We start from the raw sequence: 14,520 nt of genomic DNA, 5'->3' as shown, positions 1-14,520 counted from the left end.
AGGCAGGATACTTCGTCGAACCGACCATCTTCACTGACGTCCGCAATGACATGCGCATCGCCCAGGAAGAGGTTTTCGGACCGGTACTTTCCGTGCTTCGCTTCCGCACAGAAGAGGAAGCCATCAGACTCGCGAACGATTCAGCGTACGACCTCGCGGCAGCGGTATGGACCCGCGACGTGGCCAGAGCCCTGCGCATGAGCAAGGCACTTAGGGCCGGAACGGTGTGGGTGAATACGCACGGCCGGCTCGATCCCGCCCAGAGCTTCGGGGGCTACAGCAAGTCCGGCAACAGCCGGGAACTGGGCCGCGAGAGCGTACTGTCCTACACCCGGTCCAAGGCAGTCATGATCGACATGTCTGCCTGAACCACGCGGTCCGGTACAGCCCGCTCCCGCTAGGAAGCGGGCTGTTCACCGTGGCCCGCATGGAGTCCGCGGCCGGCATGGATGTGCTCGAAGGCGACCTTGCGCGCCAGCTCGGGGTCCCCGGACTCCGCAGCCTCCACAATGGGGCGGTGCATCTCGGGAAAGTCAACGGCAGTGCGGCTTTCCAGGATATCGGCCCACACACTCGTGGCCATGGCCGTCTGCCAGATGACATCGAACATGCTCAGGAGGTACTCGTTGTCCAGAGCCTCCACCGTGCAGCGGTGAACGGCCTTGTTGACCAGGAAGACCTCCATGGCGGTGGTCTGCGGGGCCGATACCAGCTCCTCGTATGTGGACCTCACGTACTGCGCGGCCGCGCCGCCCAGGCGTGCAACCTCCGCAAGAGCGAACGGCTCAATGGCTCCCCGGGCAGCATACTGCTTATCCAGCTCAACATCAGTGAGCTTACGAACAATGTAGCCACGACGACCGCTGGGTTCGATCACGCGCTCCATTTCAAGACGATGCAACGCCTCACGGACAGGTGTCCGGCTGATGCCCATTTGCGCTGCTAGGTCATCCATCAGCAGCCTGGCACCGGGACCCAGATCATGAGTCAGGATGCCCTCGGCAATCTGCGCATACGCGGCATCAGCAAGCGTCTCCCGAGCAAACTCAATCTTCTTCATGGTCTCCCGCCACTTTCTGTTTTTCCCAGCCTACCGGCTATTGGCTTACATCGTATTTGCGTATACGGTATACCTTATTCACTCATCTGAAATCCCCTTCTCTTATCCGGGTCGGACCGAAGAAGCGTCGAACCACCCAGGAAGACCAAACTCACGAAGGAGGCGGCCCCATGACCGCACAGATCACCGTCGGCGGCCCTGAGCTCATCCAGGAGCGCAGGCTCGTCACTGATATACCGGGCCCCCGCTCACGCGAGATTCTTGAACGCAAGGCGGCTGCAGTCGCCCGGTCCGTTGGCCATACCCTGCCGATCATTGCTGATGCAGCAGGCGGCGGAACGCTCGTGGACGTGGACGGCAACTCGTTCATTGACTTGGGCTCAGGTATCGCCGTCACCAGCGTCGGCAATTCCAATCCCCGTGTGGTTAACGCGGTTCGTGAGCAGCTGGATCGATTTACGCACACGGCCTTCACCGTGGTGCCCTACGAAAGCTACATTGCCGTGGCGGAGAAACTGAACGAGATCACGCCAGGGGACTTCACCAAGCGCACCGCCCTCTTCAATTCAGGTTCGGAGGCCGTGGAGAACGCTGTCAAGGTGGCCCGGCGCGCCACTGGCCGCCAGGCCATCGTAGCCTTCGAGCACTCCTTCCATGGCCGCACAAACCTCGCCATGGCCCTCACCGCAAAGAGCGCGCCCTACAAGCAGGGTTTCGGCCCGTTTGCCCCGGAAATCTACCGGGTTCCCGGCTCCTACCCTTACCGTGACGGCGGCCTCACCGGACCCGAAGCTGCCCGCCAGACGATTGAACAGATCGAAAACGAGCTCGGGGCCGAATCAGTAGCCGGCATCATCATCGAGCCGATCCAGGGCGAGGGCGGCTTCATCGTTCCCGCAGAAGGCTTCCTGTCGACCCTGAAGGAATGGACAGACCGCAACGGCATTGTGTTCATCGCAGACGAGATTCAGTCCGGCTTCGCCCGAACAGGGAAATGGTTCGCCGTTGACCACGAAGGAGTCGCCCCCGATCTCATCACCATGGCCAAGGGCATCGCCGGCGGACTGCCCCTTTCGGCACTTACGGGACGGGCTGAACTGATGGACGCCGCCCAGGTTGGCGGCCTTGGAGGCACCTACAGCGGCAACCCCATCGCCTGCGCCGCAGCCCTCGCTGCCATGGAAGCCTATGAGGAGGACGGACTCCTCGACCGCGCACAGCAGATCGGGACCATCCTCACCCGCCGCTTCACCGACCTGCAGGAAGCAGATCCCCGCATCGGCCAGGTGCGCGGACGCGGTGCGATGTTCGCCATCGAGCTCGTCGATCCGGAAACCCTGAACCCGGATCCGGCACTGACTACACGTGTCGTGAAGCACGCCCACGAAAACGGAGTCATCCTTCTTGCCTGCGGTACCTACGGCAATGTCATCCGGTTCCTTCCCCCGCTGTCCATCGAGGACCAGCTGCTTGAGGAAGGAATTGGAGTCGTCGTGGAGGGATTGGCCCTTTCATGAATTACCCCAATAATCAGCGGACGCCACAGGCTGGTCATGCCGCTCAGCAAAGGATGAAACAGCGATGACAGCACAAAGCAGTGATCTGGTCACCCGACTGGAGGACCGCAAGGGCCTGACGCACTACGACCATTACATCGGCGGGACCTTTGCGCCGCCGGAGGGCGGCGGGTACTTCGATACCGTCAATCCGTACACTGGAGAAGTTTGGGCCAGAATCGCCCACGGTGGCCCTGCCGACGTCTCCCGTGCGGTAGCTGCCGCTACAGAGGCTTTCAAGAGCTGGGGCAGGACCAAGCCCCAATACCGCGGGAAGCTTCTCATGGATCTTGCCGATCTCATCGAGGCCAACAGCGCACACCTTGCCCGGATTGAGGTCCGTGACAACGGCAAGCTCTACGCCGAAATGTCCGCCCAGACCCGGTACATGGCCGGGTGGTACCGCTATTACGGTGGGCTGGCAGACAAGATCGAGGGTGCCGTCATCCCCAGCGACAAGCCGAACATCCTCAACTACACCCGGTTGGAGCCACTCGGCCCGATCGCTATGATCACGCCCTGGAACTCCCCCCTGCTCCTGCTGGCATGGAAACTGCCGGCAGCTCTGGCGGCAGGCAACACCGTCGTCATCAAGCCCTCAGAGTTCACCTCGGCCTCGACCCTGGAATTCATGAAGCTCTTTGAGCAGGCAGGGTTCCCGCCGGGCGTCGTCAACACCGTCACCGGTTTCGGACAGGAGGTGGGCGCCCCGCTCGTCAGCCACCCGGACATCGCCAAGGTGGCTTTCACAGGTTCCGAGATGGCCGGGCAAAAGATCTACGAGAACGCCGCGAGCCAGTTCAAGCACGTCTCCCTCGAATTGGGCGGCAAGTCCCCGAACATCGTTTTCGAAGACGCAGACCTGGACGCCGCGGCCACCGGTGTCATTTCCGGGATCTTCGCCGCGACCGGCCAGACCTGCATCGCCGGCTCACGCCTGCTGGTCCAGCGCTCCATTCACGACGAGTTCGTCCAGCGGGTTGTGGCGCTGGCCGAACAAGCCAAAATCGGGGACCCGATGTTGCCTGACACGCATGTTGGACCGGTAACCACCCGGCCGCAGTTCGAAAAGGTGCTCGACTACATCGATATTGCCCAGCGCGAGGGGGCGAAGTGCGTCCTCGGAGGCGCCGCCTACACCGGGGAAGGCGCGTCCGGCGGGCAGTTTGTCCAGCCGACGATATTTACCAACGTCCGCAACGAGATGCGCATTGCACAGGAAGAAGTCTTCGGCCCCGTGCTGGCCGTTATCCCGTTCGAGGACGAAGACGACGCCCTGGCCATCGCCAATGACATCAATTACGGCCTGGCCGCCGGAGTTTGGACACGTGACATCGGCAGGGCCATCCGGCTCTCGGAGAACCTGCAGGCCGGCACAGTATGGGTCAACACCTACCGCGCTGTCAGCTTCACGTCGCCCTTTGGGGGATACAAGCGCAGCGGCCTAGGCAGGGAAAGCGGAATCGACGCCATCAAGGAATACCTCCAGGTCAAGTCCGTCTGGATCTCCACAGCGCCGGACACGTCAAACCCGTTCATCATCAAATAGGCCGAAGCAGAAAGGTCCCCGGGAGTCCTCCCCCGGGGACCTTTCTGTTGCCCAAGATCCCCCGTGAGGTACCGCCACGGCGCCTGCTACGTGTGTGGCCGGACCTCGTTTGGTGGAGCGCTGCCGCTGCCGCGGGTTCGCATCCACGGCGGTATCAGGGCCGGGCAAGAGCGGGTCCACTGCCACCGATGAACCAGAAAAGGGGCCGGATAAAGTCAGGCCAAGCTCGTGCCGGGGCTTAACAAGGCCGGTTCTGCAAGTGTTAGTGCATTAGGGGGAAGGTACTGTCCACCCTGCTGCCCTGAGCCTGTATTTTGTGATTGTGGCCGATGGATGACGCGGCTGAAAACAGCAATGACCCGGACTGACAATGTCGTCGGGTCCGGGTCATCACGGGAGTTCCATCTAGCGGGCAGCGGCGACCTCATCGAGCACGCCGGCGAACCAAGCTACAGCTGCTTCGCCCACCGGCTCCCAGGACGAGGCGTCGTAGCGGCCGATTTCCCCTACCCGCTCGGCCCCCAGTTCCGAGAGCTTATCGTCGAGCTTCGTAGCGCCCTGTCCATAGGTTTCGGTGTAGAACGTATCGCCAAGGCCGAACATGGCGTATCGCACGCCGGTTAGGTCGGGGCGGACGACGGAAAGGTCTGCGTAGAACGGCAGTGCCGTGTTGGGTAGTTCTCCTTCACCGTAGGTGGAGCAGAGAAAGACGTACATCGTGTCATGCTGCAGTTCAGAGATTGAGAACGCCGACAGGTCGTGCACGTGGACTTCCTGGCTGTCGTTCCTCATCGAGTCAGCGAGGTCTTCAGCTGCAATCTCTGCGTTGCCGGATTCCGTCCCGAAAAGAACTTGGATCTTCATCGTTTTCTCCTGTTTTATGCCTGAGTTAGTTTGTGCCGGGGGCGGCCGTTTGAGCGAGTTTGTTATGTGCGATTGCAACCATCTGTTCATGGCTGGGGAACTTTCGGCGGGACCGATCCGCTGAGGCGGCACCTGTCTCGGCGGAATCCACCCGCTTCCAAGCCGAATAGTCAACAGCCTTGGCGCGGACCTCTTCCGGCAGGCCGGCGTATCCCGGCTTCGGTTGTTGCTGCACGGAATCGACGGCTGTGACGATCTCTTCCGCCACGGCCTTTGCGCAGGACCTGTTCTCGGCGATGGTTCCACGGGAGCCGCGCTTAATCCAGCCTGTGCGGTACAGCCCGTAATCCAGCACCCCGCTTTCAAAATTGGCCTTCAGGGCACCTAGTCCGTGCCAGTTGCCAGCATCGAAATCGAACCCAATGGCTGTTACAACGGAATCTGCATCAAGAAGCATGTTCGGCCGGTCATTACTGACGGATCGCAGTGCCACATTCTGGACGTGCCCGTCCCCGCTAATGCTCACTGGCGCCCAACCGAAGTGCAAAGCCACCTCGACACGTGTCTCGGTTCCCGGGTCGATTTGGAGAAGCTCCCCGATGGCCTTGGCCCTTGCAACGGCGGTACGCGGAGCGTCCTCTGCTACTTCAATCAGGTCTGCACACGAGAATTTCACGCCCTTTACGCGTCCAAGCTCAGCGAGCATGACGGGATCAGAGGGAGCGTTCGTGACGTTCGACCGGCAGATGAGGTCGATGTGCCTCACAGGTGCCTGGACGTATGCAGCCAGCACGTCGTCATCGATGTCACTGTTGAGGAAGTCCTCGGGCTGCTTGATGAGCAGGCGCAGGATGTCGATGGACACGTTGCCGCCGCCGATAATTGCCACGGATTTGCCGAACTTCGGCACCTCAGTCTGCTCCAGCGGGTGGGCGTTGAAGAGCCTCGTGATGCGGCCGGCGCGATAAACCTCCGGCAGGTCCTCTCCCGGCACTCCGACGGTCCGGTCCTCCGCAAGGCCTGCAGCCAACACGACGATGTGGTGGATGCTGCGCAGTTCATCCAGGGATACGTCGGCACCGACCTCAATGTTGCCCGCGAAGCGGACATCGTCGCGTTCAAACAACCGGGCAAACTGTGCCTGAATCGATTTGGTGCTCTGGTGGTCAGGGGCGACGCCGTAGCGGACCAGACCGAATGGGGAGGCAAGCCGGTCGTAGATAGTGATCTCCGACTCTGGAAATGACCGTCGCAGGCTTTGGGCAAGGTAGCAACCGGAAGGTCCGCTTCCGATAACGGCGATGGACAGAGGCGCATCCATCAGAAAGCTCCTTCGACGGACAATGCTCTGGCAGCAGGGGCACCAAGGACAATGTCTAAAGGTGCCAGGGAAGTGCCGGCAGGATACTTGCCGAGGAACAACTCAGCGCCGCGCTCTGTCAGGCGAAGGTCCAGCAGCATGCTGCCGGTGGCCCCTGGCTCAATATTTGCCGTTGCGAGCTCCAGCCGAGTCCCTGCGGGGGAGGAGTCGTCCGCGATGTACAGGTGGACCACGCCGTCGGCCACATGCAGGCTAGGTTCGGCAATGCGAAGTGAAAGAACGCCCAAATAGGCACGGAATTCGACTGACCCGCCGAAGCGCAGGGTTTCGTGATCCCCCAAAGCGACGGTCCGGGGGAAATGGTAGTAGCCATCGTCATCACGTGTAGCACCCGCCGAAAGCGTGACTGTGCCATCACCAGTGCGGTTGCGGACGTAATCATCAAAGGCCGGATCAATGCGCCATTGCAAAGAGTGGGTACCGGCGGGGGCTCGCCTAAGCTTCTTCACGTCATCTCCTTCAGGATCAGCTGCGTTGCACTAAGCGTATACCGTATACGGAACACGGACAAGGCTTTCGCTGGTCATTAGTTGTTCCACTGACGGCTGTTTGCGAGTTGGTGGCAGCGGCCCGTTGTCTTGCAGGCGTTGGCGACGCCCTTCACGGTTTCGGGCCCGGTTGCCGTCCCCCATCTGGGATCGACGGTAAGAACGCCGCGGGACGCAGCCTGTGTTGCCGCGTCTGGGTTTCAGGTGGCATCACTCACCGGACAAGACATCGAATAAAGTATTGCCGCCGGGCGCCTTGCGGACCCGGCGGCAATGGGAATCAGCGGTTAGCAGCAGTGAGCGGCAGTCCCAGCTCGGCAAGGACTTGCTCGGTGTGCTCCCCCAACTCAGGTACTGGTCCCATGGAGAAGCCTGCCTCCCTGGAGGTGACCGGCGGGATGAGGCTGCGGACGTTCCCGGCAGAAGACTGCACGTCACGCCACCGGTTCCTCGCGGACAACTGCGGGTGTGCGGAGAACCCTTGCATGTCGCGCAGTTCAGCATTGGCTATGGACGCCGCGTCGAGCCGTTCAACGGCCAGGCCAGTGGGAAGAGACCGCAGAACATTATTGATTTCGCTGTGGAGATCATCACGGTTGTGAACCCTGGCGTCGTTGCCCAGGAATCGTGACTCGCCGGCCAGTTCTGGTTGCTGCAGAACTTCCCGGCAGAACTTTTCCCACTCGCGCTCATTCTGGATGCCGAAAAAGACGGTCCCGTCGGCGGTAGTGAATGGCCCGTAAGGGGCGATGCTGGCGTGCTGGGCTCCGCTTCGTGCAGGCGGAGCCCCTCCGTATTCGGCAAAGAAATAGGGCTGGCTCACCCACTCCCCCAGGGCTTCCAGCATGGAAATCTCCAGCACGTCGCCCTTGCCGGTCGAGGCCCTTTGCAGCAACGAGGTGAGCACTCCTGAATAGGCGTACATGCCAGCGCAGATGTCGGCAATTGAAACACCCACCTTGGCCGGAGAGTCTTCTGTACCGGTAACGCTCATGAGCCCCGATTCGCACTGGACAAGGAGGTCGTAGGCCTTCTTTTGCTCATACGGGCCGCCCTTCCCGTACCCGGAAACGGAGACGTGGATAAGCTTCGGATTGAGCGCCAGGGCGTCATCCGGACCAAAACCCAACCGTTCCACCGCACCCGGGGCGAGGTTTTGGACCAAGACATCTGCCTTGGCCACAAGCTGCTTGAGGGCTTCGAGACCATGGGCGGATTTGAGATCGAGGACGATGCTCTCCTTACCCCGGTTCAGCCATACGAAGTAGCTTGCCATGCCGTTGACTTTGCTGTCATAACCGCGCGCGAAATCTCCCGTGTCCCGCTCGACCTTAATGACCCTGGCCCCCAGATCGGCGAGCTGCCGGGTGGCGAAAGGGGCGGCGACGGCCTGTTCAAGTGAGACAACCGTGATTCCTTCAAGAGGTAAACGGCTCATTACTTCTCCCTTTCAACTCGGGCGAGAACGCGTTGCGCCCGTTCAATGACAGGGCGGTCAATCATGCGTCCCTCGATCTGGCTGGCCCCGCCGGCAGCTGAAACTACAGACCGAGCCCACTGGATCTCGTCAGGACCGGGACGGAAGGATTGTTCGACGACAGGGACCTGGGAGGGATGGATGCACAGCTTGCCGCCGAACCCGAAACCTCGTGCAAGCTTTGCCGATGTCTGGACCTTGTCAGTCTCCTTGATATGGACGGCGGGCGAATCCAGGGGCGCCGGTATTCCGGCCGCGCGTGATGACACCACCAGGGCGCTCCGGGCGTAATCCAGAAACCTGTCATCGCTTCCGGCATCGATGTCCAGGGCGTAGTCAATGGCACCAAAGGACAGGCGGGTGACACCGGATATACCGGCGATGTCCACGGCCCCAAGCACGCCAACAGCGCTTTCGATCAGAGGCACGACGGCCAGATCGAGCATTTCACACCGAGTGGCGAGGTTTCTCAGGGCCATGATGTCCTCGGCTTTGGGGACAACGAGCCCGAGCAGGCCATGCGTGGCCTGCTGCGCAACGTCCAGAAGAGCAACAATTTCGGCCTTGCTGCTCTCCGTTCCAAGCGGATTTATCCTGACCAATGCACGCAGGTCAGCGCGGCTCAGGTAATCGACAGCAGCAGCCAACGCCTTTGTTTTGTGCGCCGATGCCACAGCGTCCTCGAGATCGACTATGACGACGCCGGCACCAGAGGCTGCAGCCTTGGCGAAGCGTTCGGGCCGGTCGCCGGGCACGAACAACGCCGTCACCGCCGCAGCAACCAGCTCCCGCCCCTGAGTTCCCAACAGCACGTTACCGGGACCGGTCACTGGAAATCACCGTGATCCGGCAGTGTTGATTCGTCTGGCCTGGCCGACTCAACGCTCGGCAAGTGGCCGTTGCGGTAAACCATAAAGGTCCTCCGGTAGCTGATCACGATTTTGGCGTCCTGGTTGAATCCCTCGGTGGCCACAGTTACGAGGCCAAGATTTGAGCGGGACTTGGACTCACGGAGGGCAAGGACCTTGGAACGGGAATAGATGGTATCGCCTTCGTAAACGGGGTTGGGCATCCGCACTTCATCCCATCCCATGTTTGCAAAGACGTTCATGGACAGGTCGATGGTGGACTGGCCTGTGACCAATGCCAGGGTGAACGTCGAATTGACCAGCGGGCGGCCGAACTCAGTACCAGCAGCGAAGTTGCGGTCCACGTGGGTCTTGGCGACGTTCTGCGTTATCAAGGTGAAGTTCTGGTTGTCGGCCTCCGTGACCGTCTTGCCAAATGGGTGGTAGTAGATGTCGCCCACCGCAAAATCCTCAAACAGGCGGCCGGTCCATCCCGGCACTACCCGGGCCTGGCCCGTAGTAAGTTCTGACGTCATCGTTAGTCCCTCTTCCTTTGCGGATACCGTATACCGTATATTAGTTCCTGGGAGTCGACGCGACAACTGTTTGTCGCAGGGCATACCGAATTTGCGTACTGCCAAGCTCGCGGAGACGCGGGACTTATATATTGCTAGGTCCGACCGGCAAGCCCGCTGAGGGCTCGCAAAGAGGGCTAAGCAAGTGGTCGGGACAAAATGACCAACCCCTTTGCTTGAAAAATATGTAATTCCCTTAATGGCTTCCGATGACGCCTAGCCAAATACTGAGGAGCATCCAGTGACTGTTCATACTTCTGTTGACGAGCTCAGGGTAAAGACCCGTACTCTCTGTGCCCTGTTTCCGGACACCTACTGGCGGGAAACTGATCGCAACCGCCGCTACCCGCAGGAATTTGTGGACAGGTTGACCAAGGAAGGACTCCTTGCGGCGCTGATCCCCACCACATACGGCGGCATGGGCGTGGGCCTCACAGAAGCAAGCGTGATCATGGAGGAAATCAACAAGTCCGGCGGTCATTCCGCAGCTTGCCACGCCCAGATGTACACCATGGGCGCGCTGCTTCGCCATGGAAACGAAGACCAGAAGATCGCATACCTTCCGGCAATCGCTTCCGGTGACCTTCGCCTGCAGGCATTTTCCATAACAGAGGATGCTGCCGGCTCCGACACGACGAGTATCGAAACGGCCGCGGTCAAGGACGGGGACGACTACGTCATCACCGGCCACAAGAGCTGGACCAGCCGAATCGACGAATCGGACCTCGCATTCGTCCTTGCACGAACGTCGAAGAAGGGTGACGAGGACCGGACACACGGCCTGACGCTCTTCCTGGTGGACCTGCGCCAAGTACGCGCTGAACAACCGGATACTTTGGAAGTCGTCAAGGTCCGCACCATGTTCAACTACGCCACCAACCAGATCTTCTACAAAGGCATGCGCGTACCCGAGTCTGCCGTCATAGGTGAAGTCGGCAAGGGCTTCCGCTACGTCATCGACGGATGGAACGCAGAGCGGATTCTGCTGGCCTCCGAAGCTATTGGCGACGGGTACTGGTTCACCACTCGGGCCGTCGAATACGCCAACAACCGAAGCGTGTTCGGCCGTCAGATCGGCGCCAACCAAGGCGTGCAATTCCCCATCACCGACGCCTACATGAAGGTCAGGGCCGCAGACATGATGCGATATGAAGCTGCACGGCTGTTCGACGCCGGCCAGCCCTGCGGAGCAGAAGCCAATATGGCAAAACACCTGGCCTCGGAAGCCAGCTGGGCTGCAGCAAACGCATGCCTGGACACACACGGGGGCTACGGCTTCGTGGATGAATACGACGTCGAACGCAAATTCCGGGAAACCCGCATGTTCCAGGTCGCACCGGTAAACAACAACATGATCAAGTCGTTCGTCGCTACCAAGGTCCTGGGCCTCCCCCGGTCGTACTAAGGAAACAGGCCTTTGTCACGAGCCCACGCAAGGAGACAAGAAATGGCGCGAAACGTACGCTCGCTAGCTCTGGAGCAGACCATGATCCACTTCTCGCCAACTTTCACCGTCGTGAACGTCGGCCAGGCTGCCGTGCGTGCGATCGCCAGCGGCGCAGACAAGATCGCGGTCCGGAAACGCGTACAAGCCTTGGCAGAAATGCTAGGCAGGTACGACGTACCCGGCCGCGGCCGTCTGATCGCGACTAACGACTCGCTTCTTGTGGAGTTCGACCCCTCCCTCATCGAAGCTTCCGCTCTGAAACGATTGATCAGGCTGGTAGACGCGTCCGCTTCCCCGGCTGAATCCATGTAGAACAAGCCGGCCACCTGCAACCCCCTAACGCTTCCCATACAGGATGAGGATTGGAGGCACTTGAGCGGGCAGCGGATTGGCTACGTGCGGGTGAGCACACTGGACCAGTATGAGAAGCGCCCGCTCGAAGGCCACGTTCTGGAGCGGGTCTTAGCGGATAAGGCCCCGGACCGGAACACGGCCAGGCCAGAGCACACGGGAATTCTGCGGTTCACCCGCGATAGAGACACCGTGCCGGTGCACAGCAATGGACCGGTTGGCCCGCAACCTTGATGACCTGCGCGCTCTGGTCCAATGCTGATAGCCGACGGTTTCAGAACTCCAACAATGTGCTCCTCCGTTATACAAGAAGGAAGTAGTAAAACCAGTGGTCAGTCCCTTGAACCTTTCAAGGAAGAACACCGCGAGCTGTGGATTACCTCATAGCAATTGAAGGTGTAACATCCCAGATGGTGTGCCGGGAAGCCTGGTCGGCGGCGATGCCGCCCCGCCTCTGGGCGGCCAGTGAGCCCGTCCAGAGGAGCCTGGCATGCATGTCTTAATCATGTCGTTCGGAACCCGCGGCGACATTCAGCCCTATGCCGCCCTCGCCGGTGCGCTTGCCCGCGCCGGGCACGACGTCACCCTCGCTGTGCCTGAGGGGTTCGAAAATCTGATGCCACACGCCGGCCCCGGGACCATCCTGCACTATCCCGCCGGTTCCACAATGCTGCGCCTTGTTCAGGAGGTCATGCCCGGTTCAAGCGGTCCCCGGGATGCATTGCGAACACTGGGGATCATGACGTCCGCGATGCGCGAGCTCAACGCGGAATGCTGGGCTGCAGCGCAGGTGGCACGTCCGGACGTCGTCGTATATCACCCCAAATGTCTTGCCGGGCCGCACATCGCCGAAGCACTCGGGGTGCCCGGTGTGCTTTCCCTCCCGTTGCCGTTCTTTACCCCTACGCGTGCACACGCCATGCCGTTCCTCGGGGGCGCCTCCTTCGGGGCCTTGGGAAACCGCGCCTCCTACGCGTTCCGCCGGATGAGTGGGGCCATATACGGCGGCATGATCAACGACTTCCGGTGCGGGGTCGGCCTGAGTCCCGTCCGCCGCCTCGCCGATCCGCTCAGGAACCCGGACGGCAGTCCGGTCCACGTCCTGTACCCATACAGCAGGCACGTTGTGCCTATCCCCGGTGACTACCCGCCTTCAGCCCACGTCACGGGCTACTGGTTTTTGGATCACAGCGACGACGGCTGGGATCCGCCCTCGCAACTGGTGGACTTCCTCGCGGCGGGCGAGCCCCCGGTCTACGTTGGGTTCGGCTCAATGGGCTTCGGCAAGGGAGCGAACGAGCGCCGGGACGCCGTCCTGGCCGCTCTGCGGGTTCATGGTCTACGCGGAATCGTCGCGACGGGGTGGGGTGGTATCGCGCGGGGCGAGACTGGCACCGACGATGTCCTGGTCCTGGAGGGCGTGCCCCACGACTGGCTTTTCCCGCGTGTCGCTGCAGTCGTGCACCACGGTGGTGCGGGCTCGACGGCAGCCGGCATACGGGCGGGCCGACCGACGCTGGTCGTACCGTTCCTCGGGGACCAGCCATTCTGGGGCGCCCGGGTCCATGCGCTCGGCGTCGGACCCGCCCCGCTCCGGGCCAAGCATCTCGGCACAGGCCTGACCGACCGTCTAGGTGACCTCGTCCACACCGACTCTTACGCCTCCCGTGCCGATGAGGTGGGCACCGCAATCCGCGCCGAAAATGGCCTCGCCGCCGGTGTGCTCGCCCTGGAGCGAATCACTGGTGTTACTTCCGCCCATGAATAAACCAGCGGCGGTGTGGGTACGACAACTCCCCGGCACATCCAGCGGCGGGGTAAATTCACAGACTTCCAGATGAGGCTGGGCAGACTTGTAGCACGCTTATTCGTCTGGAGCTGCGGAGTGTGATGCCCTCATCAGGGCCTTTGGTCTGAAGACCTCAGGTGCTGCGGGCGTCAAGACACGCCAGTGGCACGTCCTTCAAAGGAGACGGACCACTTCTGGTTGATTCGGATTACGGGCGACACTGACCCGCAGCCGGGGCTTAGCGGTTGGTGCGGCCGTCGTCGTCGAGCTCGATGTTTTCCTTGCGCACTTCCTCGGTGACGGTGTGCTCGTCAGTCACGGTTTCCTTATCCAGGCGGACGCGCTCGACCGGGACGGTTTCCTTTTCCACGACGGGGCATTCTTCGTGGAGGATGACCTCTTGCTGGACCGGGACGGTTTTGGTGACGTTCCCGGTGAGCACGTACTTGCGCAGCCGCGCCCGCCCGGTAGCCTTCTTTCCGGTGCCGAGTGACTCCGCCGACCTTTACCTGTTGTTCACATCACATCTATACGCTCTCACTACCGTCGTCGTAACGGCCTGGAAGGGATCTACGATCGCGGTCGGTGGTCCGCACCGCGTTTGGGGGGCGGACCACCGCTTACATGCGGACGGAAAAAGTGTGATGTAGAGGCGCGGCCGCCGAAGACGCTTTTTAGAGGTTATCCACCGACGGGGCTTGTGGCGGCGGGGGGATATGCCCAGAGCCTCCGTACGTCATGGCATGAGCGCTCCTAGCTGGGGTTGCGGTGGGTGCTGGCTCCGTCGCGGAGGCCGCGTCCCCGGTATCCGCTGTTGGCGCCGGCGTCTAAATGGGAGTGTACGACGGCGGCAGGTACCCGCTGCGGGCTGGGTAGCCGGGGCGGTTGATCTCGACCCACAGGCATTGAGCCGGCCAAGCTGCCGACCTGAAAGCCCACGGGCCACCGCGCGCAACCGCTGCAGCCGGGGAAGGCGTAGGCCTCATTCCTGGTGTCCACCGATCCGCCATCCTCGGCCCGCACCAGGGCGAAGGCAACGCTATACGTCACCGAACCGTCGGTAGTGTTCACGGCGAGGGCGGCTGCTGCGGCCTTCCCCCAGCACCGTGATCCCCCGCGGGAGGATCGAGGTCGT

General features: G+C 61.4%; 14 protein-coding genes and 2 pseudogenes. 7 read left to right on the top strand and 9 right to left on the bottom strand.

What is annotated here, in order from left to right; all coding sequences use genetic code 11:
* The coding region (locus tag RIF72_RS19225; protein WP_309076399.1) for an aldehyde dehydrogenase family protein at positions 1–368 on the top strand (368 nt) is incomplete at its 5' end.
* A gap of 29 nt (positions 369–397) precedes the next feature.
* Here the strand turns inward: RIF72_RS19225 and RIF72_RS19220 are convergent.
* A complete protein-coding gene (locus tag RIF72_RS19220) occupies positions 398–1,060 on the bottom strand; it encodes a GntR family transcriptional regulator (RefSeq protein WP_309076398.1) in 663 nt (220 codons plus the stop codon).
* 170 nt (positions 1,061–1,230) lie between these two features.
* Between RIF72_RS19220 and gabT the strand changes: the two genes are divergently transcribed.
* Both gabT and RIF72_RS19210 read left to right on the top strand, forming a co-directional pair.
* Entirely contained in the window at positions 1,231–2,577 is a 1,347-nt protein-coding gene (gene gabT / locus RIF72_RS19215) for a 4-aminobutyrate--2-oxoglutarate transaminase (RefSeq protein WP_309076397.1), read from the top strand.
* Between the two features lie 64 nt (positions 2,578–2,641).
* Positions 2,642–4,165 carry an aldehyde dehydrogenase gene (locus RIF72_RS19210; protein WP_309076396.1) on the top strand — a complete coding sequence of 508 codons (1,524 nt, stop codon included), beginning with the start codon at positions 2,642–2,644 and terminating at the stop codon, positions 4,163–4,165.
* A 405-nt stretch (positions 4,166–4,570) separates the two neighbouring features.
* Here the strand turns inward: RIF72_RS19210 and RIF72_RS19205 are convergent, their stop codons facing one another.
* The 6 genes from RIF72_RS19205 to RIF72_RS19180 all read right to left on the bottom strand — a co-directional run bounded on the left by RIF72_RS19205 (position 4,571) and on the right by RIF72_RS19180 (position 9,759).
* Complete coding sequence (locus RIF72_RS19205) at positions 4,571–5,029, bottom strand: flavodoxin domain-containing protein (RefSeq protein WP_309076395.1); 459 nt, start codon at positions 5,027–5,029, stop codon at positions 4,571–4,573.
* Positions 5,030–5,054: 25 nt separating this feature from the next.
* Positions 5,055–6,350, bottom strand: coding sequence for an FAD-dependent oxidoreductase (locus RIF72_RS19200; RefSeq protein ID WP_309076394.1), 1,296 nt, complete (start codon positions 6,348–6,350; stop codon positions 5,055–5,057).
* Positions 6,350–6,859, bottom strand: coding sequence for an HtaA domain-containing protein (locus RIF72_RS19195; RefSeq protein ID WP_309076393.1), 510 nt, complete (start codon positions 6,857–6,859; stop codon positions 6,350–6,352). The genes RIF72_RS19200 and RIF72_RS19195 overlap by 1 nt, the downstream gene beginning before the upstream one ends.
* A gap of 319 nt (positions 6,860–7,178) precedes the next feature.
* Positions 7,179–8,336: a CaiB/BaiF CoA-transferase family protein gene (locus RIF72_RS19190; protein ID WP_309076392.1), complete on the bottom strand. Its 1,158-nt coding sequence runs from the start codon at positions 8,334–8,336 to the stop codon at positions 7,179–7,181.
* Positions 8,336–9,205: a CoA ester lyase gene (locus RIF72_RS19185; protein WP_309076391.1), complete on the bottom strand. Its 870-nt coding sequence runs from the start codon at positions 9,203–9,205 to the stop codon at positions 8,336–8,338. Before RIF72_RS19185 ends, RIF72_RS19190 begins: the two co-directional genes overlap by 1 nt.
* Entirely contained in the window at positions 9,202–9,759 is a 558-nt protein-coding gene (locus RIF72_RS19180; RefSeq protein WP_309076390.1) for a MaoC family dehydratase, read from the bottom strand. The genes RIF72_RS19185 and RIF72_RS19180 overlap by 4 nt, the downstream gene beginning before the upstream one ends.
* Positions 9,760–10,039: 280 nt before the next feature.
* Here RIF72_RS19180 and RIF72_RS19175 point away from each other — a divergent pair, with 280 nt between their 5' ends.
* The 4 genes and pseudogenes from RIF72_RS19175 to RIF72_RS19160 all read left to right on the top strand — a co-directional run bounded on the left by RIF72_RS19175 (position 10,040) and on the right by RIF72_RS19160 (position 13,364).
* Positions 10,040–11,203 (top strand): acyl-CoA dehydrogenase family protein, encoded by a 1,164-nt coding sequence (locus RIF72_RS19175; protein WP_309076389.1) that lies wholly within the window; start codon positions 10,040–10,042, stop codon positions 11,201–11,203.
* Positions 11,204–11,245: 42 nt separating this feature from the next.
* Positions 11,246–11,557: a hypothetical protein gene (locus tag RIF72_RS19170; RefSeq protein WP_309076388.1), complete on the top strand. Its 312-nt coding sequence runs from the start codon at positions 11,246–11,248 to the stop codon at positions 11,555–11,557.
* A gap of 60 nt (positions 11,558–11,617) precedes the next feature.
* A pseudogene (locus RIF72_RS19165) lies at positions 11,618–11,852 on the top strand (recombinase family protein); the annotation flags it as partial.
* Positions 11,853–12,086: 234 nt separating this feature from the next.
* Entirely contained in the window at positions 12,087–13,364 is a 1,278-nt protein-coding gene (locus RIF72_RS19160; protein ID WP_309076387.1) for a glycosyltransferase, read from the top strand.
* A gap of 259 nt (positions 13,365–13,623) precedes the next feature.
* Here the strand turns inward: RIF72_RS19160 and RIF72_RS19155 are convergent.
* Positions 13,624–13,890: pseudogene (locus RIF72_RS19155) on the bottom strand (DUF2382 domain-containing protein); the annotation flags it as partial.
* A 248-nt stretch (positions 13,891–14,138) separates the two neighbouring features.
* A partial coding sequence (locus RIF72_RS19150; RefSeq protein WP_309076386.1) for a hypothetical protein occupies positions 14,139–14,520 on the bottom strand: 382 nt, incomplete at its 5' end.

Origin of the sequence: Paenarthrobacter sp. (genome assembly GCF_031180005.1) — a bacterium.
Taxonomy (GTDB): domain Bacteria; phylum Actinomycetota; class Actinomycetes; order Actinomycetales; family Micrococcaceae; genus Arthrobacter.
The sequence above is the reverse complement of the archived record's forward strand: the minus strand, read 5'-3'. Positions and strand labels throughout refer to the sequence as shown.

Bases quoted from the DNA above. Each gene is read 5' to 3' on its own strand.
- RIF72_RS19220 (WP_309076398.1), bottom strand. From the start codon at position 1,060: ATGAAGAAGATTGAGTTTGCTCGGGAGACGCTTGCTGATGCCGCGTAT.
- gabT (WP_309076397.1), top strand. From the start codon at position 1,231: ATGACCGCACAGATCACCGTCGGCGGCCCTGAGCTCATCCAGGAGCGC.
- RIF72_RS19210 (WP_309076396.1), top strand. From the start codon at position 2,642: ATGACAGCACAAAGCAGTGATCTGGTCACCCGACTGGAGGACCGCAAG.
- RIF72_RS19205 (WP_309076395.1), bottom strand. From the start codon at position 5,029: ATGAAGATCCAAGTTCTTTTCGGGACGGAATCCGGCAACGCAGAGATT.
- RIF72_RS19200 (WP_309076394.1), bottom strand. From the start codon at position 6,350: ATGGATGCGCCTCTGTCCATCGCCGTTATCGGAAGCGGACCTTCCGGT.
- RIF72_RS19190 (WP_309076392.1), bottom strand. From the start codon at position 8,336: ATGAGCCGTTTACCTCTTGAAGGAATCACGGTTGTCTCACTTGAACAG.
- RIF72_RS19180 (WP_309076390.1), bottom strand. From the start codon at position 9,759: ATGACGTCAGAACTTACTACGGGCCAGGCCCGGGTAGTGCCGGGATGG.
- RIF72_RS19170 (WP_309076388.1), top strand. From the start codon at position 11,246: ATGGCGCGAAACGTACGCTCGCTAGCTCTGGAGCAGACCATGATCCAC.
- RIF72_RS19160 (WP_309076387.1), top strand. From the start codon at position 12,087: ATGCATGTCTTAATCATGTCGTTCGGAACCCGCGGCGACATTCAGCCC.